Annotated in this window: 21 protein-coding genes; 14 read left to right on the plus strand and 7 right to left on the minus strand. The window is 74.1% G+C overall.

The genetic code is table 11. The features are described 5' to 3' along the window. The first annotated feature begins 25 nt into the window (after nucleotides 1-25). The 12 genes from ACIBBF_RS16435 to ACIBBF_RS16490 all read left to right on the plus strand — a co-directional run bounded on the left by ACIBBF_RS16435 (nucleotide 26) and on the right by ACIBBF_RS16490 (nucleotide 16,249). Nucleotides 26-211, plus strand: a complete 186-nt coding sequence (locus ACIBBF_RS16435) for a hypothetical protein (protein WP_397415232.1) — start codon at nucleotides 26-28, stop codon at nucleotides 209-211. A 5-nt stretch (nucleotides 212-216) separates the two neighbouring features. Continuing rightward, nucleotides 217-1,167: a TlyA family RNA methyltransferase gene (locus ACIBBF_RS16440; protein WP_397415234.1), complete on the plus strand. Its 951-nt coding sequence runs from the start codon at nucleotides 217-219 to the stop codon at nucleotides 1,165-1,167. After that, nucleotides 1,164-2,111, plus strand: coding sequence for an NAD kinase (locus tag ACIBBF_RS16445; protein ID WP_397415237.1), 948 nt, complete (start codon nucleotides 1,164-1,166; stop codon nucleotides 2,109-2,111). Before ACIBBF_RS16440 ends, ACIBBF_RS16445 begins: the two co-directional genes overlap by 4 nt. 8 nt (nucleotides 2,112-2,119) lie before the next feature. After that, the gene (gene recN / locus ACIBBF_RS16450) at nucleotides 2,120-3,862 is read left to right on the plus strand and encodes a DNA repair protein RecN (protein WP_397415239.1); all 1,743 of its coding nucleotides are present in this window, start codon (nucleotides 2,120-2,122) and stop codon (nucleotides 3,860-3,862) included. Between the two features lie 5 nt (nucleotides 3,863-3,867). Next, nucleotides 3,868-5,091, plus strand: a complete 1,224-nt coding sequence (steA, locus tag ACIBBF_RS16455) for a putative cytokinetic ring protein SteA (protein ID WP_397415241.1) — start codon at nucleotides 3,868-3,870, stop codon at nucleotides 5,089-5,091. Nucleotides 5,092-5,181: 90 nt separating this feature from the next. Further along, nucleotides 5,182-6,153 carry a copper transporter gene (locus ACIBBF_RS16460; RefSeq protein ID WP_397415243.1) on the plus strand — a complete coding sequence of 324 codons (972 nt, stop codon included), beginning with the start codon at nucleotides 5,182-5,184 and terminating at the stop codon, nucleotides 6,151-6,153. A gap of 59 nt (nucleotides 6,154-6,212) precedes the next feature. Then, complete coding sequence (locus ACIBBF_RS16465; protein ID WP_397415245.1) at nucleotides 6,213-7,172, plus strand: hypothetical protein; 960 nt, start codon at nucleotides 6,213-6,215, stop codon at nucleotides 7,170-7,172. Further along, on the plus strand, nucleotides 7,169-8,884 hold the full coding sequence (gene murJ, locus ACIBBF_RS16470; RefSeq protein WP_397415247.1) for a murein biosynthesis integral membrane protein MurJ: 1,716 nt from the start codon (nucleotides 7,169-7,171) through the stop codon (nucleotides 8,882-8,884). Before ACIBBF_RS16465 ends, murJ begins: the two co-directional genes overlap by 4 nt. A gap of 127 nt (nucleotides 8,885-9,011) precedes the next feature. After that, the gene (locus ACIBBF_RS16475; protein ID WP_397415249.1) at nucleotides 9,012-10,688 is read left to right on the plus strand and encodes a CTP synthase; all 1,677 of its coding nucleotides are present in this window, start codon (nucleotides 9,012-9,014) and stop codon (nucleotides 10,686-10,688) included. Continuing rightward, on the plus strand, nucleotides 10,685-11,353 hold the full coding sequence (locus tag ACIBBF_RS16480) for an NUDIX domain-containing protein (RefSeq protein WP_397415252.1): 669 nt from the start codon (nucleotides 10,685-10,687) through the stop codon (nucleotides 11,351-11,353). The genes ACIBBF_RS16475 and ACIBBF_RS16480 overlap by 4 nt, the downstream gene beginning before the upstream one ends. A 323-nt stretch (nucleotides 11,354-11,676) precedes the next feature. Further along, entirely contained in the window at nucleotides 11,677-12,657 is a 981-nt protein-coding gene (locus ACIBBF_RS16485) for a hypothetical protein (RefSeq protein ID WP_397415254.1), read from the plus strand. A 109-nt stretch (nucleotides 12,658-12,766) separates the two neighbouring features. Continuing rightward, entirely contained in the window at nucleotides 12,767-16,249 is a 3,483-nt protein-coding gene (locus ACIBBF_RS16490; RefSeq protein WP_397415256.1) for an ATP-binding protein, read from the plus strand. On the opposite strand, the gene ACIBBF_RS16495 is transcribed toward ACIBBF_RS16490, so the two are convergent. From ACIBBF_RS16495 to ACIBBF_RS16515, 5 genes are all read right to left on the minus strand, one after another. Further along, nucleotides 16,231-17,046: an ABC transporter permease gene (locus ACIBBF_RS16495; protein WP_397415259.1), complete on the minus strand. Its 816-nt coding sequence runs from the start codon at nucleotides 17,044-17,046 to the stop codon at nucleotides 16,231-16,233. The genes ACIBBF_RS16490 and ACIBBF_RS16495 overlap by 19 nt on opposite strands. Beyond that, complete coding sequence (locus ACIBBF_RS16500; RefSeq protein WP_397415261.1) at nucleotides 17,043-18,047, minus strand: ATP-binding cassette domain-containing protein; 1,005 nt, start codon at nucleotides 18,045-18,047, stop codon at nucleotides 17,043-17,045. The genes ACIBBF_RS16495 and ACIBBF_RS16500 overlap by 4 nt, the downstream gene beginning before the upstream one ends. A gap of 87 nt (nucleotides 18,048-18,134) precedes the next feature. Then, on the minus strand, nucleotides 18,135-18,893 hold the full coding sequence (locus ACIBBF_RS16505) for a hypothetical protein (protein WP_397415263.1): 759 nt from the start codon (nucleotides 18,891-18,893) through the stop codon (nucleotides 18,135-18,137). Next, entirely contained in the window at nucleotides 18,890-19,675 is a 786-nt protein-coding gene (locus ACIBBF_RS16510) for an ABC transporter permease (RefSeq protein WP_397415266.1), read from the minus strand. The genes ACIBBF_RS16505 and ACIBBF_RS16510 overlap by 4 nt, the downstream gene beginning before the upstream one ends. Next, nucleotides 19,672-20,385: an ABC transporter ATP-binding protein gene (locus ACIBBF_RS16515; protein WP_397415268.1), complete on the minus strand. Its 714-nt coding sequence runs from the start codon at nucleotides 20,383-20,385 to the stop codon at nucleotides 19,672-19,674. The genes ACIBBF_RS16510 and ACIBBF_RS16515 overlap by 4 nt, the downstream gene beginning before the upstream one ends. Nucleotides 20,386-20,516: 131 nt before the next feature. Between ACIBBF_RS16515 and ACIBBF_RS16520 the strand changes: the two genes are divergently transcribed. Both ACIBBF_RS16520 and ACIBBF_RS16525 read left to right on the plus strand, forming a co-directional pair. Continuing rightward, nucleotides 20,517-21,407: a sensor histidine kinase gene (locus tag ACIBBF_RS16520; RefSeq protein ID WP_397415270.1), complete on the plus strand. Its 891-nt coding sequence runs from the start codon at nucleotides 20,517-20,519 to the stop codon at nucleotides 21,405-21,407. After that, nucleotides 21,404-22,096, plus strand: a complete 693-nt coding sequence (locus tag ACIBBF_RS16525; protein WP_397415272.1) for a response regulator — start codon at nucleotides 21,404-21,406, stop codon at nucleotides 22,094-22,096. Before ACIBBF_RS16520 ends, ACIBBF_RS16525 begins: the two co-directional genes overlap by 4 nt. On the opposite strand, the gene ACIBBF_RS16530 is transcribed toward ACIBBF_RS16525, so the two are convergent. Together ACIBBF_RS16530 and ACIBBF_RS16535 are read right to left on the minus strand one after the other, a co-directional pair. Next, nucleotides 22,077-23,000: a heme A synthase gene (locus tag ACIBBF_RS16530; protein ID WP_397415274.1), complete on the minus strand. Its 924-nt coding sequence runs from the start codon at nucleotides 22,998-23,000 to the stop codon at nucleotides 22,077-22,079. The two genes, ACIBBF_RS16525 and ACIBBF_RS16530, sit on opposite strands and share 20 nt — an antisense overlap. Before the next feature lie 141 nt (nucleotides 23,001-23,141). Beyond that, nucleotides 23,142-24,356, minus strand: coding sequence for a S8 family peptidase (locus ACIBBF_RS16535; RefSeq protein WP_397415276.1), 1,215 nt, complete (start codon nucleotides 24,354-24,356; stop codon nucleotides 23,142-23,144). Between the last annotated feature and the right edge of the window lie 123 nt (nucleotides 24,357-24,479).

Genomic DNA, 24,479 nt, shown 5'->3' on the forward strand with positions numbered 1-24,479 from the left:
GAGCACAGTGGAGCGTTGACGCACGATGGACGAGTTCTACGAGATCGAGGAACCCCTGGACCCGGCCGGTGCCCCGGCGGATGCCCAGGAGGGGGTCCGTGGCGCCCTCGACGCGCTCGACGGGCTCGACGAGCTGCCCCCGGCCGACCATGTCGCCCGGTTCGAGGCGGTCCACGACGCCCTGCGGGCGCACCTGAGCGGTGACGCCTGACGGTGGTGACGACGACAGCGAGCACACGGGTGGACGCGGAGCTGGTGCGCCGCGGGCTGGCCCGGTCCCGGCGGCATGCCGCGGAGCTCGTCGCCGCCGGGCGGGTGCGGGTCGCGGGACGTGCGGTGGTCAAGCCGTCGTCGGCGGTGGCGGACGGTGCCGACGTGGTGGTCGTGCCCGGGGCCGACCCCGAGCACGAGTTCGCCTCCCGGGCGGCGCTCAAGCTGGCCGGTGCCCTGGACGCGCTGGCTCGTGTGCCGGGCGGGCCGCAGGTCGAGGGTGCGTACTGCGCCGACCTCGGTGCGTCCACGGGCGGTTTCACCGACGTGCTGCTGCGGCGGGGGGCGGCGCACGTGGTCGCCGTCGACGTGGGGCACGACCAGCTCGTCCCCGCGCTGCGTCACGACGACCGCGTGACGGTGGTCGAGGGTCTCAACGTGCGCGACCTGACGCCGGACGACCTGGTCCGGTCCCCGGACCTCGTGGTCGCCGACCTCTCCTTCATCTCGCTCACCGTGGTGCTGCCGGCCGTCGCGGGCGTGCTGGAACCTGGCGCCCAGGCGCTGCTGATGGTCAAGCCGCAGTTCGAGGTCGGGCGCGAGCGGCTGGGCAGCGGTGGCGTGGTGCGCGACCCCGCGCTGCACGCCGACGCGGTGGCGACCGTGGCGCGAGCCGCCGCCGGATCGGGCCTGCGGACCCGTGCGGTCGTGCCGAGCCCCCTGCCCGGACCGAGCGGCAACCGTGAGTTCTTCCTGTGGCTGACACCCGGCCGGTCGGCGGACGCGGACCACGGGGCTGCCGGAGACACCGACGGCGCGGTGGCCGACGCCGTCGCCGCGGCCGTGGCGTGGGATCCTGCCCAGGGCGGGCCCGCGGCGGCACCCGGTCACCCGCCGGAGCCGCCGGCCGTCGTCGTCGGGGAACGGATGGACGAGCGAGAGGAGCGGGAACCGTGACCAGGCGTGTGCTGATCGTGACCCATGGCGGGCGTCCCCAGGCGGTCGCGGCGCTGGCCGAGGCCCTGCGCGAGCTGAAGTCGGCGGGCTTCGAGTACACGCTGCACGACGACGCGCTGGCCGAGGAGTTCGGCGACCACATGGCCGCCAAGCGGGTCGCGGAGGGCGTGCACAACGCCGAGGTCGTCATGGTGCTGGGCGGTGACGGCACCATCCTGCGTGCCGCAGAGCTGACGCGGGGCACGGACGTGCCGCTGCTCGGCGTGAACCTGGGCCACGTGGGCTTTCTCGCGGAGTCCGAGCGGGAGGACCTGCGGGCCGCCGTGCAGCGCCTGGCCGCGCGGGACTACGAGGTCGAGGAGCGCGCGACGGTCGACGTGACCGTGCACCTGCCCGGCACGGCGGAGCCCGTGGTGGGCTGGGCCCTCAACGAGGCCACCGTGGAGAAGGCGACGCGCGACCGCATGCTGGAGGTGGCGATCGGGGTGGACGGCCGCCCGCTGCTGTCCTTCGGCTGCGACGGGGTCGTGATGGCCACGGCGACCGGTTCCACGGCGCACGCCTTCTCGGGCGGCGGCCCGGTGATCTGGCCCGACGTCGACGCCGTGCTCATGGTTCCGCTGTCCGCGCACGCGCTGTTCGCGCGGCCGCTCGTGATCGGCCCGAAGTCGCGGTACACGGTCGACGTGCTGCCGCAGTCGACGGTCGAGGGCGTGCTGACCTGTGACGGGCGCCGGGAGATCCGGCTGCCCCGCGGGTCTCGCGTCGTGGTGCGCCAGGGCGGTACCGTGCGCCTCGCACGCCTGTCCAACGCCCCGTTCACGGACCGGCTCGTGTCGAAGTTCAACCTGCCCGTGTCGGGCTGGCGGGACCGTGTCGGGTCGGGGCACGCGCAGGCGCAGGATGTACCTTCTGACCCAGCCGACACCACACCAGAGAACTAAGGAGTCAGGTGCTCGAGGAGATCGCTATCGAGAACCTGGGCGTCATCCGCTCGGCCCGGGTACCCCTGTCCGACGGCCTGACCGTCATCACGGGCGAGACGGGTGCCGGCAAGACGATGGTGCTCACGGGCCTCAACCTGCTCATGGGCGCCAAGGCGGACCCGCAGTCGGTGCGCCCGGGCGCGTCGTCGGCGGCGGTCGAGGGCCGCGTCCGCGTCTCGGGCCGGGACGCCGTGCTGGAACGCGTCGACGAGGCGGGCGGCGAGGTGGAGGACGACGGCACGGTCGTGATCCTGCGCACCATCGCCGACGGCCGGTCGCGTGCCCACCTGGGCGGGCGTGCCGTGCCCCAGGGCGTGCTCGCGGAGATCGCCGAGGACCTGTTCACCGTGCACGGCCAGGCCGACCAGCTCCGGCTGCGCACGGCGGCCAAGCAGCGGGACGCCCTGGACACCTTCGTGGGCCCGGCCCATCAGCGCGTCCTGGCGTCGTACCGCGCCGCGTGGACCGAACGCGGGGGGCTGCTCGCCGAGATCGCGGACCTGGAGGCGCGCGGCGCCGAGCGGGCACGCGAGGTCGAGCTGCTGCGGATCGGCCTGGAGGAGATCGAGCGGGTGGACCCCCAGTCGGGGGAGGACGCCGAGCTGCAGGCCCTGATCGAGCGGCTGTCCAACGCCGAGGGCCTGCGCACCGCGGCCACCGAGGCGCACGAGGCGGTGGCGGGCGAGGACGCCGAGGGAGCGCGCGAGAACGCGATCGCCCTGGTGGAGCGGGCGCGGCGTGCCCTGGAGTCCGCGGCGCACTCGGACGCGGCGCTCGGTGCGCTGGCCACCCGGTTCGCCGAGGTGGGCTACCTCCTGTCGGACGTGGCGACCGACGTGGCCGCCTACGTCGACGACCTGCAGGCGGACCCGGCGGGCCTGGAGACGGCGCACAACCGCATGGCGGAGCTGAACGCCCTGACCCGCTCCTACGGCGAGAGCATCGACGAGGTGCTGCAGTGGGCCAGCGACGCGGGCCTGCGCCTGCTCGACCTGGACGACGGCGGCGACCGGCTCGCCTCGATGCGGGACCGCGTGGCCGAGCTGGACGGCGAGCTGGCCCGGCTGGCGGAGATCCTCACCGCCGAGCGCACGCGGGGCGCGTCCGAGCTGGCCACGGCCGTCACGAACGAGCTGCACGGTCTTGCCATGGGCGGCGCCCACCTCGTGGTCTCGGTGCAGCCGCTGGAGGAACCGGGGCCGTTCGGCGCCGACCAGGTGACGTTCCTCCTGGTGCCGCACCCCGGGGCGCCCGAGCGGCCGCTCGGCAAGGGGGCGTCGGGCGGTGAGCTCTCCCGGGTGATGCTCGCGCTGGAGGTGGCGCTGGCGACGTCCGGCGGTGCCGCGGCCGAGCGCACGGCGGACACGCCGCGCAGCACGTTCGTCTTCGACGAGGTCGACGCCGGCGTCGGCGGCCGTGCCGCCGTCGAGGTGGGCCGCCGCCTGGCGCAGCTCGGCCGCAGTACCCAGGTGGTCGTCGTGACCCACCTGGCACAGGTCGCGGCGTTCGCGGACGCGCACCTGGTGGTCACCAAGAGCTCCGACGAGGACGCCGCAGATGACGGGATGATCACGGTCACCGGGGTGCGTGAGGTGACCGCGGACGCCCGGGTCCGCGAGCTGGCGCGGATGCTCTCCGGCCAGGACGACTCGGAGACGGCGCGTACCCACGCGCTGGAGCTCCTGGAGTCCTCGGTCGTGGGACGATAGAGCGGATGAAGCTGATCTCCCGACCCGACAAGCGCGCCGACAAGGGCCCGTCGAAGAGCGCCGACGCCGACGAGGCGACCGTCCCCGGAGCCGCCGTGCACGGGCCCGCCCGGATCGGGGCCCGCACGAAGGAGCTGACCGCCCGGCTCAACCCGGGCGACGTCGCCGTGATCGACCACGTGGACATCGACCGCGTCGCCGCGGACGCGCTGGTCTCCGCGGCACCCGTGGCCGTCCTGAACGCCGCCCCGTCGACCTCGGGCCGGTACCCCAACACGGGCCCGAACATCCTGGTCGAGGCCGGGATCGTCCTGGTGGACGACCTGGGCCCCTCGATCATGGCGATCGACGAGCACGCGGACGTCGCGATCGTGGGCGGCGAGGTCGTCGTGGGCGGCGAGGTCGTGGCGCAGGGGACCTACCAGACGCCCCGGACCGTCGCCGAGAGCATGACGGCCGCGCGCGAGGGCCTGTCGGCCGAGATCGAGCGGTTCGCCGAGAACACCATGACGTACCTGCGGCGCGAGCGGGACCTCCTGCTGGACGGCGTCGGCGTGCCCGACATCCGGACCCCGATCGCGGGCCGGCAGGTGCTGATCGTGGTGCGCGGCTACCACTACCGGGAGGACCTCGCCCTGCTGCGGTCCTACATCCGGGAGAACTCGCCGGTGCTCATCGGCGTCGACGGCGGTGCGGACGCGATCATCGACGCGGGCTGGCAGCCCGACATGATCGTGGGCGACATGGACTCCGTCTCCGACCGGGCGCTGGCCTGCGGTGCCGAGATCGTGGTGCACGCCTACCGCGACGGCAAGGCCCCGGGGCTGGAGCGCGTGAAGGCGCTGGGTGTGGACCCGGTCGTCTTCCCGGCGACCGGCACCAGCGAGGACATCACGATGCTGCTCGCCGACGACAAGGGTGCCGAGCTCATCGTCGCCGTCGGCACGCACGCGACGCTCGTCGAGTTCCTCGACAAGGGTCGTGCCGGCATGGCCTCGACGTTCCTCACCCGCCTGCGCGTCGGGGGCAAGCTCGTGGACGCCAAGGGCGTCTCGCAGCTGTACCGGACGCGGATCTCGAACACCCAGCTCACGCTGCTGTCGGCGGCGGGAGTCGCCGCCGTGCTCGCGGCCCTGGCCTCGACCTCGGCGGGGCAGACCTTCTTCGGACTGATCGGGGCGCGCTTCGACGACGTCGTCTCCTGGATCAGTCATCTCTTCGGCGGCTGACCCGTCCGGAGCCCGCTCCAGGACATCCTGCCGCCCCGACCTCTGCCGGGCGCCGACCGCCCGGACCATGCCTAAGGACCTCTCCGTACCGTGATCGACTTCCGATACCACCTCGTCTCGCTCATCTCCGTCTTCCTCGCCCTCGCGGTCGGCATCATCCTCGGTGCCGGACCCCTCCAGGGGGCGATCGGGGAGACCCTGACGGAACAGGTGGACGCGCTGCGCGCCGAGCGCACCGACCTGCGCACCGAGCTGGACTCCACGCAGACCGCGCTGGACGGCGACGAGCGCTTCATCGAGGCGGTGGGTACCCAGATCGTCCCCGGCTCCCTGGAGGGGGACCGGGTGGCCGTCGTGCAGCTCGCGGACGTCTCCGAGGACACCCAGGAGGGCGTGCTCGCCCAGCTCGAGACCGCGGGCGCCAGCGTCGTGTCCACGACGGTGCTGACGGACGCCTGGACCGACACGGCTGACGAGTCGTCCCGCGAGACCGTCGCCGACGGCCTGCGTGCGAACCTCGGCGACGACGCCCCCGAGGACGACGACGCCGGCACGACGCTCGGCACCGCCCTGGCCCTCGCCCTCACGGGCAGCGAGGGCGGCGGCCCCGGGCGCAGCGCACAGGCGACGGACCTGGAGGCGCAGCTCGAGCGGTTCGGCTTCGTGGAGCCGGGCGACGACCAGACCGAGGCCGCGCAGGCCGTGCTGCTCCTCGTGGGCGCGGCCGGGCAACCCCAGGAGACGGCCGACGGCGCCACCGAGGAGGCGGAGCCTGCCCCGGACACCTGGACCGCCGTGACGCGCGCGGTGCAGCAGGTCTCGGGCGCGGCGGTGCTCGCCGGGCCGACGGAGGACCCGGGCGACGTCGTCCAGGCCGTGCGCGAGGACGAGGAGATCGCCGCCGAGGTCACCACCGTGAGCGGCATCGGCCGGCTCACGGGCCGGATCACCGTGCCGCTCGCGATCGCCGCACGCCTCGACGGCACCGTGGGCCAGTACGGTCTGGAGGAGGACGCGACGGCGGTCCTGCCGCCCGCCCCGGCCGGCACCGGGCCCGAGTAGCACCACCGCACGGACAGCACGACAACCGACAGACAACCGAGACCGACCGAGGGGTAGTCATGGGGGCAGGCAGGTTCATCCTGGCCGGCGTCGTCGCGGGAGCCGCGACGGTGCTCGCGCGCCGCAAGCTCGACGAGAAGGTGGCCGCCGGAGGGCTCGGCGGCCCCTCGACGTGGACGCGGACCAACCATCGCGGCGAGCCCATCAGCCTGCTGGAGGGCCCCGCGGTCGCCGCTGGCCTCGTCGCGGGCGCGGCCGTCGGCGGCGGAAACGCACCCGGGGCGACCGCGCTGGCCACGGCGGCGGCCGGCGGCTTCGGCCTGGTCGACGACCTCGCCGAGGACACGTCCGAGCGCACCAAGGGCCTGCGGGGCCACCTCGGCGCCCTCGCACAGGGCCGCCTGACCACCGGCGGGCTCAAGGTGCTCGGCATCTCCGGCTCGGCGCTCGTCGCCGCGGCCGTGGGCACGCGACGCACGGGCGGCGCCTTCGGCCACCTGGTCGACGTCGGCCTCAACGGCGCGCTCATCGGCGGCACCGCGAACCTCGTCAACCTCTTCGACCTGCGACCCGGCCGCGCCCTGAAGGTCGGTGCGGCGGCGAGCCTGGCGCTCGCGCCCACCGGCGCGGGTGCCACCGGCGCCGTCCTGGGAGCCGCGGCCGCGGCCGCCCCCGGCGACCTGGGGGAGCGGGACATGCTGGGCGACGGCGGCGCCAACGCCCTGGGTGCGCTGGTCGGCAGCCAGATCGCCTTCGGTGCGCCCCGCGCCGTCCGGTGGGCGGCGCTCGCGGGCGTCGTCGGCCTCATGCTGGCGTCGGAGAAGGTCAGCTTCTCCAAGGTCATCGCCGGGAACGAGTGGCTGAACCGGATCGACATGCTCGGCCGGCGGCCGGCCGCGGCGCCGGCCGACGAGCCGCTCGCGGCGAGCCCGGACACCGAGCCCGCCGCTGAGCCCGCCATCGAGAGCGGCGTCCGCTCGACCTCCGCCTCCGACCCCATGGCCTCCCCGGGCGCGTGAGCAGGTTCTCCAGCCTGGCGAGCGCCGCGCTGCTCGTCACGGTCGTCACCCTCGCCAGCCGCATCGTCGGCTTCGGCCGCTGGCTCGCGCAGGGCGCATGGCTCGGGTCCGACGGCGTCGGGACGGTCTTCAACTCCGCCAACCAGCTCCCCAACCTGCTGTTCGAGGTCGCGGCGGGCGGTGCGCTCGCGGGCGCCGTCGTGCCGTTGCTGGCCGGGCCGCTGAGCCGGGCCCTGCTGCCCGCGGACGGCGGGCAGGACTCCGCCGCCGCGAAGGAGCAGGCCTCGCGGACCGCGTCCGCGCTGCTGGGCTGGACGCTGGTCGTGCTGATCCCGCTCGCCGGGCTCATGGCGCTCCTGGCGCGCCCGATCATCGGCCTGACCGGTCTGGACGACCCGGTGCACGCCGACGTCGCCACGAGCTTCCTGCGGGTGTTCGCGGTGCAGGTTCCCCTCTACGGGCTGGCCGTCGTGCTGGGCGGCATCCTGCAGGCGCACAAGCGGTTCTTCTGGCCCACGTTCGCACCGCTGGTCTCCAGCGTCGTGGTGATCGTGGTCTACGCGGTCTTCGGCGCCCTGGCGCACGGCGACCAGCAGGACGTCGCGGCGCTGTCCGGCCGGGCGCTGGACTGGCTGGCATGGGGTACCACCGTGGGCGTGCTGTTCCTCGCGCTGCCGCTCGTGGTGCCCGTCTGGCGCACCGGGCTGCGGCTGCGGCCCACGCTGCGCTTCCCGGGCGGCGAGGGTCCCCGCGCCGCGCGCCTGGCCTTCGCGGGCGTGGGCGCGCTGGTGGCGCAGCAGGTCTCGATCTTCCTCACGCTGCGCGCGGCCAACGCGGCCGGCGGGGACGGCACGCTGTCGGTCTACCTGTACGCCCAGCAGGTCTACCTGCTGCCCTACGCGGTCCTTGCGTTCCCGATCGCGACCAGCGCCTTCCCGCACTTCGCGGAGCACGCGTCGGCCGGGCGCCTCCCGGAGCTGCGCGCGCTCGTCGCGCGCACCACGCGCACCCTGCTGCTGGTCACGTCGCTCGGTGTGGCGGCGCTCGTCGCGGCCGCCCCGTACGTCGAGCGGGTCTTCGACCTCATCGTCCGGGGCGACGCGCCGGGCATGGCGGCGGGGCTCATGGCGATGGCACCGGGCCTGGTGGGCTTCGCCCTGATCCTGCACCTGTCGCGGGCGCTGTACGCCGTCGACCACGGCCGGGCGGCGGTGGTCGCGACGGCGAGTGGCTGGGGCGTGGCCGCCCTCGGGGCGGCCGTGGTGCCGCTGCTGTTCGCCGCGCGGGACCCGGGGGAGCTGCTGCGCATCGAGGTCATGGCCGCCCTCGGGGCGGTCGGCACGGTGGGCATGGTGGTGGCCGGCCTCGGGCTGCTCCTGGCGGTCCGCCGGCACCTCGGCCCGGAGGCGCTGGGCGGTGTCTGGCGGGCGCTGGGCGCGCTGGTCGTGGCCACGACGCTGGGGGGTGCCGCCGGGCTGCTGGTGGCCTGGGGGCAGGCAGGGCGGCCCTCGGGATGGTTGACGGCCGTGCCCGCGAGGGAGACGGAGTTCGACGGCCTCGCCTTCGCCGCCGACCTGGGCCTGGGACTGGCCGTCGGCCTGCTGGCGGCCCTGGTCGCGCTGCTGGTCGCGGTGCTGCTCGACCGGGACCTGCGCGCCGCAGTGGGGCCCGCGCTGCGCACCGTCCGGGGGAAGTTCTCCCGGAGGGCCTGACTTAGCGAGCGTACGGGCCGCGACAGGGGCAGACTCGTCGGAACCAAACCGACGATCCCCGAGTGATGGGAGCGTGTGCCGGTCGTTACACCACCGGCACGCCGTACCTCGGATAGGATGGAGTTCCGTGGTCGAACACCGAAGCAGTCTCCAGTCCCGTCATCGGTCCGGCGCCTCGACGCCGACCAAGCACATCTTCGTCACCGGTGGTGTGGCGTCCTCTCTCGGCAAGGGACTGACGGCGTCATCGCTCGGTCGCCTGCTCCGCTCCCGTGGCCTGAGCGTCACGATGCAGAAGCTGGATCCCTACCTGAACGTGGATCCCGGCACCATGAACCCGTTCCAGCACGGTGAGGTCTTCGTCACCGAGGACGGCGCGGAGACCGACCTCGACATCGGGCACTACGAACGGTTCCTCGACGTCGAGCTGCCCGCGTCCTCGAACGTGACGACCGGCCAGGTGTACTCCCGCGTCATCGCGAAGGAGCGCCGCGGTGAGTACCTGGGCGACACCGTTCAGGTCATCCCGCACATCACCGACGAGATCAAGTTCCGGATGCGCGAGCAGGCCTCCGACGACGTCGACGTGATCATCACCGAGATCGGCGGCACCGTCGGCGACATCGAGTCGCAGCCCTTCCTGGAGTCGGCCCGCCAGGTGCGGCACGAGCTCGGCCGCGACAACGTGTTCTTCCTGCACGTGTCGCTGGTGCCGTACATCGGTCCGTCGGGCGAGCTGAAGACCAAGCCGACCCAGCACTCCGTGGCCGCGCTGCGCTCCATCGGCATCCAGCCCGACGCGATCGTGCTGCGCTCCGACCGCGTGGTGCCCGAGGGCATCAAGAACAAGATCGCGCTCATGTGCGACGTCGACAACGAGGCCGTCATCAACTGCGCCGACGCGCCCTCGATCTACGACATCCCGCGCGTCATCCACGCCGAGGGTCTGGACGCGTACGTGGTGCGCCGCCTGGGCATGCCGTTCCACGACGTCGACTGGGACGGCTGGAGCCGCCTCCTGGAGCGCGTGCACGAGCCCGAGCACACCGTCGAGGTCGCGCTGGTGGGCAAGTACATCGACCTGCCGGACGCGTACCTGTCGGTGACCGAGGCGCTGCGTGCCGGCGGCTTCGCGAACGACGCCAAGGTGCGGATCCGCTGGGTCGCCGCCGACGACTGCCAGACGCCCCAGGGCGCGCAGGCGTCGCTGCGGGGCGTCGACGCGGTGCTGGTGCCGGGCGGCTTCGGCGTGCGCGGCATCGACGGCAAGGTCGGGGCGCTGCGCTGGTCGCGCGAGAACCTGGTGCCGACCCTCGGCATCTGCCTGGGTCTGCAGTCGATGGTCATCGAGTACGCCCGCAACGTCCTGGGCTGGGAGGACGCCTCGTCCACCGAGTTCCACCCCGCGAGCAGCCACCCCGTCGTGGCCACGATGGCCGAGCAGAAGGCGATCGTGGAGGGCGAGGGCGACATGGGCGGCACCATGCGCCTGGGTGCGTACGAGGCGTCGCTGGCGGCCGGGTCCGTGGTCGCGAAAGCCTACGGCAGCGAGAAGGTCTCCGAGCGGCACCGGCACCGCTACGAGGTGAACAACGCCTACCGCGGCGACCTGGAGGAGGCCGGTCTGCTGATCTCGGGGACGTCGCCCGACTCGTCGCTCGTGGAGTTCGTGGAGCTCCCGGCGGAGACCCACCCGTACTTCGTGGCCACCCAGGCGCACCCCGAGTTCAAGTCGCGCCCCACGCGGGCGCACCCGCTGTTCGCGGGCCTGATCGCCGCCGCGCTCGAGAAGCGGTCGTCATGAGCACCGACACCGGCTCGGACGTCAGCTCGGACATCAGCTCGGACGAGGTCACCGACGTCATCGACCCGCGTCCCGCGCGGCGGCTCGACGTGCCGTTCCAGGGCTTCGTGGTGGACATGGTCTCCGACGAGGTCGACCTGGGCGAGGCGGGCGGCATCGTCCGCCGCGAGTACGTCGACCACCCGGGTGCGGTGGTCGTCGTGGCGCTCACCGACGACGGCGACGTGCTGCTGCTGCGCCAGTACCGGCACCCGGTCGGCGCCTTCCTCTGGGAGGCGCCCGCCGGTCTGCTCGACCTCGACGGGGAGGACCCGCACGTCGCTGCCGCCCGGGAGCTGGCCGAGGAGGCGGACATGAACGCCGCCACCTGGGACGTGCTCCTGGACCTGCTGCCCACCCCGGGCGGCAGCAATGAGGCCGTGCGTGTCTACCTGGCCCGCGACCTCACCCCGGTGCCCGACGAGGACCGGCACGTCCGTGAGGCCGAGGAGGCCGACATGGTCGTGGTGCCGGTGCCGCTGGAGGAGGCCGCGGCGCTCGCGCTCGCGGGCAGGCTGCACAACGCCGCGACGATCGCGGGCGTGCTCGCGGCCGCGATCGGGCGGGCCTCGGACTGGGAGACGCTGCGCCCGGTCGACGCTCCCTGGGAGTACCGCAAGAACTGAGCGCCTGGGGCCCGGGGTGCCGGGTGCTGTCGTGAGCTCGGTCAGATGCGGGCGCGGATTCCGCGGGTTCGGTCGGTTGCTCCGAGTTCGGTCCATCAACGGACCGAACTCGCAGCAACTGACCGAAGGTGTCTGGCGGGCTGCAGCAACTGACCGAAGGTGTCTGGCGGGCTGCAGCAACTGACCGAAGGTGTCTGGCGGGCTGCACCAACCGACCGAACGTGTCTGGCCGGCCGGAGCCGAGCCGTGGGTTCCGGCCAGCCGCGCGGATCGCGTACCAGACGTGTCATAACGACGTCACCGTGCTGCGCTATTCTCCCCGCGTGACCAGCGAACCCGACATGCTTCCCAACGTCTCGTCCCTCCCGGCGTGGCTCGTCCCGTCCGTCTACCTCAACTGGTCCGAGGACTGGCTGGGCGAGGCGGTGGCGATCGCGAGCCGCAGCCACGAGCACCGCCTGCCCGGTGGCGCGGACGGCCCGCAGCGCGGCGACGTCGTCGTCACCGTCGTGGGCTCCGAACCGGGCATCGTCGCCGCGGTGGAGCTCATGGGCGCCAGCCAGGGTGAGGACTGGGTCAGCGACGAGGTCTTCGGCCCCGACAAGCCCGTGGTGTGGGACGACCTCTTCAACGGCGCCGCCGCCTACGCGCGCTCGTCCGGCTGGCTGCCGCAGGAGCACGCGCGCCTGGTGCTCGACGGCATCGCCCACCAGTACAAGCACGGCGCCACCGGCACGCTCGACGCCGGCAACTGCGAGACCGGCGAGCTCTCGCCCAACCTGCACGTGCTGCGCCTGCTGGGGCACAAGCAGGTCTCGGGTGCCGACCTGCGCCGCGAGGAGCGCTGCGCGTCGTGCGAGCGGTTCGTCGACGTCATGCAGCTGCACCCCCACGACGACGGCGCCCACACCGGCCAGACCGGCGAGCGCCCGCTGGCGGAGCTGATCGAGCAGACGTTCCTCGTGTGCGCCCCGTGCCACGCTCTGCTGCACCCGCACCCCGTGCTGTCGCAGCGTGCGCAGATGCGCCCCGCCTGCCCGTCGTGCGGCCAGCGCGGCGCCACCAAGCGGATCGTGTGGGGCCAGTCGGCCGACGCGGCGCGGCTCGAGCCGGACGTCGTCTACGGCGGGTTCGACACCCCGGTCCCGACGCCGGACTGGTACTGCCCGGAGTGCTACGCGAACTTCTCGTCGGGCGCCGTGGCGCAGCGTGCGCTGGGCGACCTGCCCGAGCCGGTGCCGGCGGGCGTGGGCGCCGTCGGCACGCCCGCGAACGGCGAGGACCTCTGGACGCCCGAGGTCTGAGCCCTCGGCGCGCGGGTCAGACCCTCGGCCGCTCCGGCGGGCCGGGGGTCTGACGCCGCCCGCCCTGCCCTGACGGCCGGCACCGCGCCGACGGCCTAGAGTGGCGCCCATGGAGCCCGTCGACCCCGCCCCCGGGCTCGGGGCGCACCCGGAACGGCACGTGGCGGCGGTCCTCGGCCCCGTCACCGTCCTGTCGGACACCGGGCCCGTCGCCCCGCGCGGACCCCGTGCCGCGGCACTCGTGGCGGCGCTGGCGCTGGCGGCACCACGTGCCGTGCCGGTGCCGGCGCTGATCGACACGCTGTGGGCCGAGGGCCTGCCGGCCAACCCTCGTGCGGCCCTGCAGAACCTGGTGTCCCGGCTGCGGTCGCTGAGCCCCGACGCCGTACGCTCCACCTCCGCGGGGTACGTGCTCGGCGGTGCGAGCGACCTGGGCCGGGCGCACGAGATCGCGGCCGAGGCGCGCGAGCTGCTGGCGAGCCTGCCGTCGGCCCGCGCCGCTGCGTGGCCCGCTGACGCACCGCCGGACGGCGCCCTGCCGGACGGCGCCCTGCCTGGCGGCGCCCCGCCAGACGGCGCCACCACTGACGTGCCGGGCGCCGCGAGCGCCGCCGTCGACGCCGCCGCCCTGCTGGACGCCGCCCTCGCGTCCTGGCGCGGCGACCCCGGCGCCGAGCTGGTCGAGGCGACGCCGGACCTCGCGGCCGAGCTGCGTCACACCGCCGGCCGGCTCCGTGCCGAACTGACTGCGCTGCGCCGCCACGCCGCTGTCGCCGCCCGGGACCACGCGACGGCCGCTGCCCTGGCCGCCGACGCCCTTGCCACCGACGCGCTCGACGAGGACGCGGCGCGCGACGCCATGACGGCGCTCGCGGCGTCGGGTCGCCCGCAGGAGGCGGAGCGCGTCTTCGGCCGGCTGCGTCACGCCCTGGTCGCCGAGCTCGGCACCGAACCCGCACCCGACCTGGTGGCCCTGCACGCGCGCATCGCGGCCCGGGCGGAGTCCGGGCCGGCCACCGCACGCCCCGCCCGGGGCCTGCGTGCCGCGGCCACGCCGCTGCTCGGCCGCGACGACGACGTCCGCGCCGTCCTCGACGAGCTGACCCGGCACCGGGTGGTGACCGTGCTCGGTGCGGGCGGCCTCGGCAAGACCCGGCTGGCACAGGAGGTCGCGCGCACCGTCGCCGAGGGCGAGCTGGCCGCCGGCCCGCTCGGCGGCCTGTCGGCGGCGGTCGCGGAGCTTGCCGGCGTCCGCAGCGACGACGACGTGATCCTCGCCGTCGCGAACGCCCTGGGCGTGTCGTCCGTAGCGGGCTCGACCCGGCTGGGGGACCGGCTGCTGGCGGGCGATCTGCACGACCGCATCGTCGAACGGGTCCGGACCGCGCGGACCCTCCTGGTGCTGGACAACTGCGAGCACGTCCCCGTCGGTGCCGCCCGCTGGGCGGACCTCCTGCTGTCTGCGGCACCCGGTCTCCGGATCCTGGCCACGAGCCGCGCACCCCTCCAGGTCGCGGCCGAGCAGGTGTACCCGCTCGCGCCGCTCGCCGCGGCGTCGGGCGCAGGCGTCCGGGGCCCGGCCGTCGAGCTGTTCCGTCAGCGGGCGCTCGCGGCCCGCCCCGGCGCCCGGCTGCCCGACGACGTCGTGGCCCGCCTGTGCGACCGGCTCGACGGGCTGCCGCTGGCCATCGAGCTGGCTGCCGCCCGTGTGCGCACGCTCTCGGTGGAGGAGATCGAGCGGCACCTCGGCGCCCGGTTCGAGCTGCTGCGTGGCGGCGACCGGACCGCGCCCGACCGGCACCGCACGCTCGAGGCGGTCATCGAGTGGAGCTGGAACCTGCTCGAACCCTCGCAGCGCGCGCTGTGGCGCCGGGTCGCGGTGCTGCCCGACGGCCTGTCCGCGCAGGCGGCCGCGACGCTCGGACGTCTCGGCGCGGGCACGGACCCGACGGGTGACGTGCCGCTCGACGTCCTGGACGACATCGACGGGCTGGTGCTCCAGTCGCTGCTCGCGGTCGAGGAGGACGGGTCCGCACCCGTGCGCTACCGCATGCTGGAGACCGTGCGGGAGTTCGGCCTGCTCCGCCTCGCGGAGGCGGGGGAGGACGACGCCGTCCGCGACGCGCTGCTGGCTTGGGGCAGGGCCGTGGCCGCCTTCTGCACCTCCCGGCTGCTCGGGCCGGAACAGGTGGCGGCCGTCGGCGTGCTGCGACGCGAGCACGAGAACCTGCTGTTCGTGATCCGGGCGGCCGTGCGCGCGGGACGGCCGGACGTGGTGGTCCACGGGTTCGTGGCGCTCGGCGGGGCGTGGACCCTGCGCGGTGCGGAGGACCGCGCGGCGGACCTGGCACCCGCGGTCGTCGAGGCGGTCACCGGATGGCCCGTCCCCGCCGCGGAGGCGGACGTCACGGCGCTCGCCCTCGCCTACGCGGCGGCCACCACCGCGTTCTCCCGCACGGGCGCGAACCTGCGCGCCCTGGCCCGCCTGCGCCGGGTGCTGCGGGACCACGGTGACGCGGTCGGGCCCCGCACCCGAGCCGTGGCGAGCATGCTGCTCGCCCGCGAACCAGGGGCGGTGCTCGCCCTGCGCGACTCGCCCGACCCGCTCATCGCCTTCCTCGCCCACCTCGTCGCCTCCCAGGAGGCCGAGAACGGCGGCCGCCTCGACGAGGCGCTCGCCGGGGCGGAACGGGCCTACGACCTGTCCGAGGGCATCGGCGACGTCGCCAGCCGCGCCGGGGCCGCGCTGTTCATGGCCACCACGGCGTTCGGCGCGGGGGACACGGCGACCGCGGAACGCTGGTCACCCGTGGCCCGCGCGGGGCTGGCGACGATCGGGGCCGACGACGCACTGCGCCAGCTCGACTGGGTGGACCTGGGTACCGCCATCGCTGCCGGTGACCTGGCGGAGGCCGAGCGGATCTGCAGGCGGGTCGAGCGTGCCGGGGCCGGTGACCGGACCGGGCGCGGGGGAGACGAGTCGCGCGCGGTGGTCCTGGCGGGTCGCGCGGAGATCCTCTGGGCCCGGGGCGACGTCGCCGGCTGTCTCGACCTGTACGAGCAGGCGACGCGCATGTTCGCGGACCTGTCCGGGACGTCGCACGCCGCGGCCGGAAGCGGCGACGAACCGTCGCCGACCGCACCCTGGGCCGTGATCGTGGGGTCCGCGTGGGTGGTGCGGCTCGCCGACGCCGGGCGGCTCGCCCGGGCGGGACAGGTGGCCGACCTCGTGCGCCGTCGCGCCATGGTGCTGTACCGGGAGTGGATGCGGCAGACCCCGGACCACCCCGTGCTCGGCACCGCCTGCCTGGCCGTGGGGGCGGTGCTCGTGGCGGACGGGTCGGGCGGCGACGCCGCCGCGGGGCTGGAGCTGCTCGCCCTGGCGGAGCGGATGGGGTCGCGACAGGACTTCAAGGCGCTGTGGCGCGAGCCGCTCGCCGCCGCCGCGGCCGACCGTCACGGCGAGGCCGCGCTGGCCGCGGCACGGGCCAGGGTCGCCGCGGTGCCGCGCGAGGATCTCGCGGAGCACGCGCTGACGACCCTGGAGGCCGTTCCGGTGCCGCTGCCGGACCGTCAGGCCTTGCGGAGGTAGGCGCGGACGGCGATCGGTGCGAAGACCACCGCGACGACGCCCGCGCTCAGCAGCGTCCAGCCCACGTCGGCTGTGACCGCGCCGTCGTTCGCGAGCGCTCGTACCGAGGACACGAGGTGCGACACCGGGTTGACCTCGACGAGCGCCTGCATCCAGCCGGGCAGGGTGCTGACCTCGACGAAGGCGTTGGACAGGAAGGTCAGCGGGAACAGCACCATGAACGACACGCCCTGCACGAACGTGGCCGACCGCGCGATCACCCCGATGTAGGCGAAGATCCAGCTCAGGGCCCAGGCGCAGACGATGACGAGCAGCCCGGCCAGCACCACGCCACCGAACCCGCCGCCGGGGCGCCAGCCCATGACCAGCCCGGTCAGGAACGTGATGGTGGTCGCCACGACGTACCGGACCGTGTCGGCGAGGAGCGCGCCGGCGAGCGGTGCGATGCGGGCGATCGGCAGGGATCGGAACCGGTCGAACACGCCCTTGTCCATGTCCTCGCGGAGCTGTACGCCGGTCACCACGGACGCCGTGATGACGGTCTGCGCCAGGATCCCGGGGATGATCAGCGGCAGGTAGGCAGCCACGCTGCCCGAGACGGCGCCGCCGAACAGGTAGGTGAACATCAGCGTGAAGATGATGGGCTGGATCGTCACGTCGATGAGCTGCTCGGGCGTGTGCCGGACCTTGAGCAGCCCGCGGTAGGCCATGGTGACCGACTGCGAGAGGGTGGTGGCGAGGCCGATCCGGCCCGGCCGGGTCAGCATCGGCGCAGGGGCGACGGTGGCGGTGGTCATGCGTTCACGTTCTCGGTGTGGTTCGGGGTGTCGGCGGGGCTCCCGGGCGTGACGGCGTCGCCGTCGGCCGCGTGGCCCGTGAGGGTGAGGAAGACCTCGTCCAGGCTCGGCTTGTCGAGGCTGACGGAGGCGATGGGCACACCCGCCTCGCGGAACCGGACGAGCAGGTCGGTGACGGCCTCGGCGTGGGGGACCGGAACCGTGATCCGCTGGCCCTCGGGCGTCACCGACCCGGCGGTGCCGAACACCTGCTGCACCAGGCCGAGCGCGGTGCCCAGGTCGCCGTGCTCGGCGAGCCCGACCTGGAGCGACTGGGCGCCGACGGTGGCCTTGAGCTCGTCGGCGGTCCCCTCGGCCACGACCGTGCCGCGGTCGATGACGGCGATCCGGTCGGCGAGCTGGTCCGCCTCGTCGAGGTACTGGGTGGTCAGCAGCACGGTGGAACCGTCCGCGACCAGCCGGCGGATGGTGTCCCACATCTGGTTGCGGGTGCGGGGGTCGAGGCCGGTGGTGGGTTCGTCGAGGAAGATGAGCGGGGGCCTGGCGATCAGGCTCGCCGCCAGGTCGAGCCTGCGCCGCATGCCGCCCGAGTACTCGCGCAGGGGCCGTCTCGCGGCCTCTGTCAGGGAGAACTCCTCCAGCAGCTCGGCGGCCTTGGCCTTGGCGGCCCGCGCCGACAGGCCCAGCAGGCGTCCGAAGACCACCAGGTTCTCGGTGGCGCTCAGCGTCTCGTCGACGGAGGCGTACTGCCCCGTCACGCCGATGAGGGAGCGCACGGCGGCGGCGTCGCGGACCACGTCGTACCCGAGCACGCGCGCCTCGCCCCCGTCGGGTCGCAGCAGGGTGGCGAGCATGCGGATGGTCGTGGTCTTGCCCGCACCGTTGGGTCCGAGCACCCCGTAGACCGTCCCGGTGCGGACGGTGAGGTCGACGCCGTCCACGGCGTGGTTGTCGCCGAAGACCTTGACGAGGCCCTGTGCCTCGATCGCGTTCGTGTTCATGGTCCCCAGCGTGCGCGGGGCCGCTCGCACGGCACTGTCAGACCGCTGTCACGCCCGGCCACCGGTCTGTCACGGGTCACGCCTTGCTCACGGGTCACGTCGGACGAACCGCACGGCGGCCCCACCGACGAGCACGACGATCCACGCGAGCGCGACCAGGGCGCCGGTCAGCTCCGTGAGCACCGTGTCGGTGGGCTGGTAGAGCTGCGCGGCCGCACGGTCCGGCAGCCAGCGGGCGTGCCGGGTGAGCCCGCTGAGCAGGGGCGACATGATCAGCACGAGCCCGAGCACCGTCACGAGCGCAGGAACGAGGTGACGGACCAGCAGCGCCGTGCCATGGGCGAGCAGACCGATCAGCACCAGGTAGGCGCCGGCGCCGGCGAGCGACACGGATTCCCCACCCGCACCGGCCGACGCCGCCCCGATCGCGACAGCAGGCTCGCCGACCAGCCGGGCCGTGACCAGGGCGGCGATCGTCATCGCACCCACGGCCACGGCTGCGGTGAATGCCAGCACCGCGAGCGCCGCCACCGTCTTTGCCGTCAGGAGCACACCCCGGTGCGGGACGGCCGCGAGCGTGGTCCCGAGCTGCCGGCCCGTGTACTCCTGGGCGACCGGCAGCACTCCGAGGAGGAGCAGGCCTGCCTGGACGTAGGGGAGACCCGCCGACACGGTGGCGACGGGCGGGGTCGCCGGCCCCGCACCCTGTGCGGACACCGCGGTGAGGGCGACGGCGAGCACGACCCCGGCCGACACCGTGCCAGCCACCGTGAGGCTGACCATGGGCAGGCTCCGAAGCTTGTCGAGCTCTGCCGCGGTGACACGGGCGAGGCGCACCGCGATCACGCGTCCCGCCGCGAGAGCACGACGCCCGCCACGGCCAGCAGCCCGAACGCCCAGACGGCCATCACGAGCGCACCGGGACCGGTGTCGAGACCGCCCTCGACCGTGGACAGGCCACCGAGGAGCCGACGCCCGGCCAGGTCCGGCAGCCAGTGGGCGAGCGGAGTGACGGTGGTCAGCAGCAGCGAGACCGACACGAGGGAGCTGTTCGCCACGAGGACCACCAGCGGAACCAGCCCGCTGCGAGCCAGCATTGTGACGGCGAGCGCGATGAGGCCCGTCAACATCCAGTACAGGGCGGCACCGAGCATGCGGGTCAGGGCGACGTCGAGCGGGAGCGCATCACCCGCGTCCCCGATCACGAGCGCGGCGACCCCGGCGCTCACCGGCACCGTCACCACCGCCGTCGCCGCGACGAGCAGTGCGACCGCCAGCGCCTTCGCGGTGAGCACGTGGCCACGGCGGGGCACGGCGGCGAGCGAGGCGGTGATCTGCCGACCGGCGCCGGCGTCGGAGCTGTTCGCCGCGTACTCGCTGCTCATCGCGATCACGCCGACGACCACGGCGCCCACCGTGCCCAGCGGGACGGCCGCGTACCCGACCTCGAACGCGGAGGTGAACGCCGTGGACCCTGCCGAACTGGTCTCCAGGCCGGCGCGGGTGGAGACGGCGTTGAGCAGCGTGATGCCCACCGAGCCGAGCACGGTGCCCGCTACCGCGATCTGGCCGGCCGGCAACGTCGACAACTTGCGCAGCTCCGCGGCGAACGCGCCCGGAAGGCTCATCGGGCCACCTCCTGCGTGCCGCCCGTGAGCGCGAAGAACGCGTCCTCCAGGCTCGGGTGGCCCGCAGTGACCTCGGCCAGGGTCCCGGTGGCCACGACGCGCCCGGCGGCGATCACCACCAGGTCGTCCGCGACGCCGGCCACCTCGCTCATCAGGTGGCTCGAGAGCAGCACGGTGCCCCCGCCGTCGGCATGGCGGCGCAGCAGGCCACGGATCCAGCGGATGCCCTCCGGGTCGAGCCCGTTGACCGGCTCGTCCAGCACGAGTGCCTCCGGCGAGCCGAGCAGCGCCGCCGCCAGGCCGAGACGCTGACCCATGCCGAGCGAGTACCGGCCGACCCGGACCCGGCCCGACCCGGCGAGCCCGACCTGCTCCAGCACCTCGTCGACCCGTCGCCGCGGGATGCCGTTGCTCCGCGCTACCCACGACAGGTGGTCCCGCGCTCTGCGGGAGCGGTGCGCACCCGAGCCGTCGAGCATCGACCCGACCGTACGCAACGGGTCGCGGAGGTCGCGGTAGGGGCACCCGCCGACCAGGGCCCGGCCGCCGTCGGGCCGGTCGAGGCCGAGCAGGACGCGCAGCGTCGACGACTTGCCGGCGCCGTTGGGGCCGAGGAACGCTGTGACCCGCCCGGGCCGGGCCCGGAGGCTGACCCGGTCGAGGACGGTGCGCGATCCGTGCCGCTTGACGACTTCTTCGATGAGGAGCATGCCCCCATCCCAGCTCTCGCGCACTGCCACGTCATCGGACCCAGGGCAGGACTTCGCGCGGCCGATCGGACCATGGTCTGTCGGACCTGGGTCCGATGTGCCGCACCCCGGGGAAACCTAGACTCGGCCGGGTGGAAACGACTGCTCGACCCGTGCTGCGCTCGCGGGTGTGGCTCACCGCGGCCCTCGCCCTCGCGGTGCTCGGCGTCGTGCTCGCGACCACCGGCGTCGAGCGGCCCGTCGCCGTCGCGGTCACCGCGCTCGTCGGCGCCGTGGTCACGTTCTTCGTGCTCGTCTGGGCACTGTCCACGTCGGGCCGGCAGCGCCGGGCCTACGAGGAGGACCTCACGGCATGGGCGGCCGAACGCGCCGCGCAGGCCGAGCGGCTGCGCATCGCCCGCGACCTGCACGACCTCGCCTCCCACGGGCTGGGGCTGATCACGGTGCGTGCTGCCGCCGCGCGCACGCTGGAGGGCCCCGCGGGCGACGTGGAACGTGTGCGAGCCCTGGCGGACATCGAACGGACCGGACGGGCGGCGACCACCGAGCTGCGCCGCATGCTCACGGTGCTCCGGGCTCCTGGCGGTGAGGCGCCGTCCCTGCGGCCCGCGGAACGCGTGGCGGACCTGCCACAGATCGTCGAGGACGCAAGAGCCGGCGGCGTCCGGGCCGTCCTTACCGCCGAGGACCTGGCCGACGTGTCGGCCGGCGTCCAGCTCACCGTGTGCGCGATCGTCCGGGAGAGCCTCGCCAACACGGCCCGGCATGCGGGGCCGACCGGCGCCCGCGTCACGGTCGGTCGCCAATCCGGCACGCTGGTGGTCGTCGCGGAGGACGACGGTCCGGTGGCCGGCTGGCAGCCGCACCGAGGAGCGGGCCAGGGTCTGCCTGGCCTGCGCGAGAGGGCGGCGGCCCTGGGTGGCAGCGTCGAGGCAGGACAGGTCGGCCCGGGCTTCCGTGTCACGGCCCGCCTGCCCGACGGCACGGACGACGTACCGGCCGCGCGCCCGGAGCGACCATGAGCGACCGCACCAGGGTGCTCGTGGTGGACGACCAGCCCCTCATCCGGCACAGCCTGCGGCTCGTCATCGACGGGGCGCCCGACCTCACGGTCGTGGGTGAGGCCGACACGGGTGCCACCGCCGTGGCGCAGGCGGCTCGGCTGCGGCCCGACGTCGTGCTCATGGACATCCGGATGCCCGACGGTGACGGCATCGACGCGACCCGCGGCATCGTCACCGACCCGGCCCTGGCGGGGACGCGTGTGCTGGTGCTCAGCATGTTCGAGCTCGACGAGCACGTGCACGCCGCCCTGCGGGCGGGAGCCAGCGGGTTTCTCCTCAAGGACGCAGAACCCGAGCGGCTGGTGGACGCCGTCCGCCGTACGAGCGCGGGCGAGTCACTCTTCGCGCCGAGCATCCTGCAGCGCCTGGTGGCCCACTACCTGCACCGGCCTGGACCGGCGCGGCCGGCGCGCGGTCCGGGCGTGCTGACCGAGCGCGAGACCGAGGTGCTGACGCAGGTCGGCCGCGGTCTGTCCAACGACGAGATCGGCACGGCGCTCACGATCTCGAGGGGCACGGTCAAGTCGCACATCGGCAGCCTGCTGGCCAAGCTGCACGCCCGCGACCGCGCGCAGCTCGTCATCGCGGCGTACGAGTACGGCCTGGTCGGGTCCACGGGTGACGCGCTCAGCGCACCCGGGTCGTGAGCCACACCCGGGTGGTGCCCGCGATGAGTACCGCGGCGCCGATCATGTGCAGCCCGACCAGCAGCTCCGGCAGGTCGGTGAAGTACTGGACGTATCCGATGGCTCCCTGCGCCAGCGTGATCACCAGCAGGAGCACGGCCGCACGCCGCACGGCGGCGGGCCCGCGGCGCACCGCCGCGAGGAACCCCACCAGCACGATCGTGAACGCCCACACCGCCGCGGCGTGCCACCTGGTCAGGAGCGCCGGGTCGATGGCGAACCGGTAGCCCACCTCGGAGTCGCCGCTGTGCGGGCCGGCCCCGGTGGTCAGCACGCCGAGCACCACGACGACGGCGGTCAGCCCGGCCAGCGCCCAGGCCAGGTTGCGCACGCGTGGGGAGACCACGAGCCGCGGGGCACCGTCGCCCTCGCCGTGCCGGTGCAGCAGGTAGAGGGAGAACGCGACCAGCGCGCCCGAGACGCCGAAGTGCAGGGACACCCAGCCGGGGTGCAGGTGGAGGAGCACCACGATGCCGCCGATCAGGGCCTGCATCATCACCAGCACGATCGGCGCCAGGCCGAGCATCCGGTACGACGCGGACCGCTTCAGGTCGGTGCACACCAGCACCGCCAGCAGCACCGCGACGACCCCGAGCACACCGGTCAGCGTGCGGTTGCCGAACTCGATGTACGGGTGCAGCGTCGTCGCCTCGTGGAACTGCGGTGTGAAGCTGCCCGGCTCGCACTGCGGCCAGGTGGAGCAGCCCAGGCCCGAGTCGGTCAGGCGCACGGCGCCGCCGGTGCCGATGATGCCGATCTGGCCGATCAGGTTCGCGATCAGGACGGCGCGGGTCCAGTGGCGAATGCGGTCCACGCGCGCGGGGAGCGCGTGGAGCCAGGAGGTGGGGGCTGCAGGTGCGGTCACGGGTCCACGCTAGTGCCCGTGGCCGCCGTCGCCTTCCGTGCCGGTGCCGCACCGGGTGTGATTCTTTGCCGACGAGCTGTCAGGACGCGTCGGACGCTCAGGTCACCGGGGTGACCTGAGCGTCCGACAGAGGTCCTGGGGTCAGAGACCGCTGACGTTCAGCAGCAGGTTCGGCGAGCCCGTGCCCGGGTCGGTCACGACGTCCTGCAGCGCGGAGCCCGTCAGCGCATCGCCGACCTCGGCCGGCGTCGCGGCCGGGTTGCCGCCCAGGACGAGCGCCGCGGCGCCCGCGACGTGCGGCGTGGCCATCGAGGTACCGCTGATGGTGTTGGTGGCGGTGTCCCCGGTGTACCAGGCGGACGTGATGTCGCTGCCCGGCGCGAAGATGTCCACGCAGCTGCCGATGTTCGAGTACTCGGCACGGGCGTCCGTGTCCTCGGTGGCACCGACCGTGAGGGCCTCCGGGGTGGAGCCCGGCGAGCCGTCGCACGCGTCGGCCGCGTAGTCGTTGCCCGCCGCCAGGGCGAACGTGACACCGTCGGCGACGGCGGCGGACACGGCGTCGTTCACGGCCTGCGAGAAGCCGCCGCCGAGCGACATGTTGGCCACGGCCGGCTCGCCGGCCTCGTGGTCGGCGGTCACCCAGTCGATGCCGGCGATCACGCCGTCGTAGGTGCCCGAGCCGCTGCAGTCCAGCACGCGGACCGCGACGAGCGAGACCTCCTTGGCCACGCCGTGCGCCGCCCCGCCGACCGTGCCCGCGACGTGCGTGCCGTGGCCCGCGCAGTCGGTGGCGTCGTCGTCGTTGTCCACGGTGTCGGTACCGCTGACCGCACGGCCGCCGAAGTCCTCGTGGGTGGTGAGGATGCCCGTGTCGACGATGTAGGCGGTCACGCCGCTGCCGGAGTTCCCGTACGTGTACGAGTCGTCCAGCGGCAGGCTCTCCTGGTCGATCCGGTCCAGGCCCCAGGAGGGCACCGGCGACTGCGTGTCGGTGGCCGTCATGACGCGGTTCTGCTCGACGTACGCGACCGACGGGTCGGCCTCGAGCCGCTCGGCCTGGGCCGCCGACATCGACGCGGAGAAGCCGCGCACCGCGTTCGTGTACGAGTGGCGCACCTGGCCGCCGTACTCCTGCACCAGGCTGCTGGCGGTGCTGCGGACCTGGCTCTTGCTGACATCGCTGTCCTTGAGGACCACGATGTACGAGTCCTCGACCAGCGCGCCCGCGACGGGTGCCGGCGCCTCGTCCGGCGTCGCCGAGGCCACGGCCGCTGCGGCCGGGGCCGCCGCGAGGGCGAGAGCGATGCCGGCACCGACGATCAGCCGACGGCGGTTGCTGTGAGTGGAAGTCACGCTGCCTCCCTGGGGAATGTAGGTGAAGTGAACCCTAAATGGGCGAATTTCACCCGCCAACCCCACGAAAAGGTCATACCTCCCGCGTATGAGGTGAGGTACGCGTTTCCCCCGACGAGCCTC

The sequence above is a fragment of the Promicromonospora sp. NPDC050880 genome, assembly GCF_044456525.1.
In the GTDB taxonomy this organism is placed as follows: Bacteria; Actinomycetota; Actinomycetes; order Actinomycetales; family Cellulomonadaceae; genus Promicromonospora.

Bases quoted from the DNA above. Each gene is read 5' to 3' on its own strand.
- ACIBBF_RS16435 (WP_397415232.1), top strand. From the start codon at position 26: ATGGACGAGTTCTACGAGATCGAGGAACCCCTGGACCCGGCCGGTGCC.
- steA (WP_397415241.1), top strand. From the start codon at position 3,868: ATGAAGCTGATCTCCCGACCCGACAAGCGCGCCGACAAGGGCCCGTCG.
- ACIBBF_RS16465 (WP_397415245.1), top strand. From the start codon at position 6,213: ATGGGGGCAGGCAGGTTCATCCTGGCCGGCGTCGTCGCGGGAGCCGCG.
- ACIBBF_RS16480 (WP_397415252.1), top strand. From the start codon at position 10,685: ATGAGCACCGACACCGGCTCGGACGTCAGCTCGGACATCAGCTCGGAC.
- ACIBBF_RS16490 (WP_397415256.1), top strand. From the start codon at position 12,767: ATGGAGCCCGTCGACCCCGCCCCCGGGCTCGGGGCGCACCCGGAACGG.
- ACIBBF_RS16495 (WP_397415259.1), bottom strand. From the start codon at position 17,046: ATGACCACCGCCACCGTCGCCCCTGCGCCGATGCTGACCCGGCCGGGC.
- ACIBBF_RS16500 (WP_397415261.1), bottom strand. From the start codon at position 18,047: ATGAACACGAACGCGATCGAGGCACAGGGCCTCGTCAAGGTCTTCGGC.
- ACIBBF_RS16510 (WP_397415266.1), bottom strand. From the start codon at position 19,675: ATGAGCCTTCCGGGCGCGTTCGCCGCGGAGCTGCGCAAGTTGTCGACG.
- ACIBBF_RS16515 (WP_397415268.1), bottom strand. From the start codon at position 20,385: ATGCTCCTCATCGAAGAAGTCGTCAAGCGGCACGGATCGCGCACCGTC.
- ACIBBF_RS16525 (WP_397415272.1), top strand. From the start codon at position 21,404: ATGAGCGACCGCACCAGGGTGCTCGTGGTGGACGACCAGCCCCTCATC.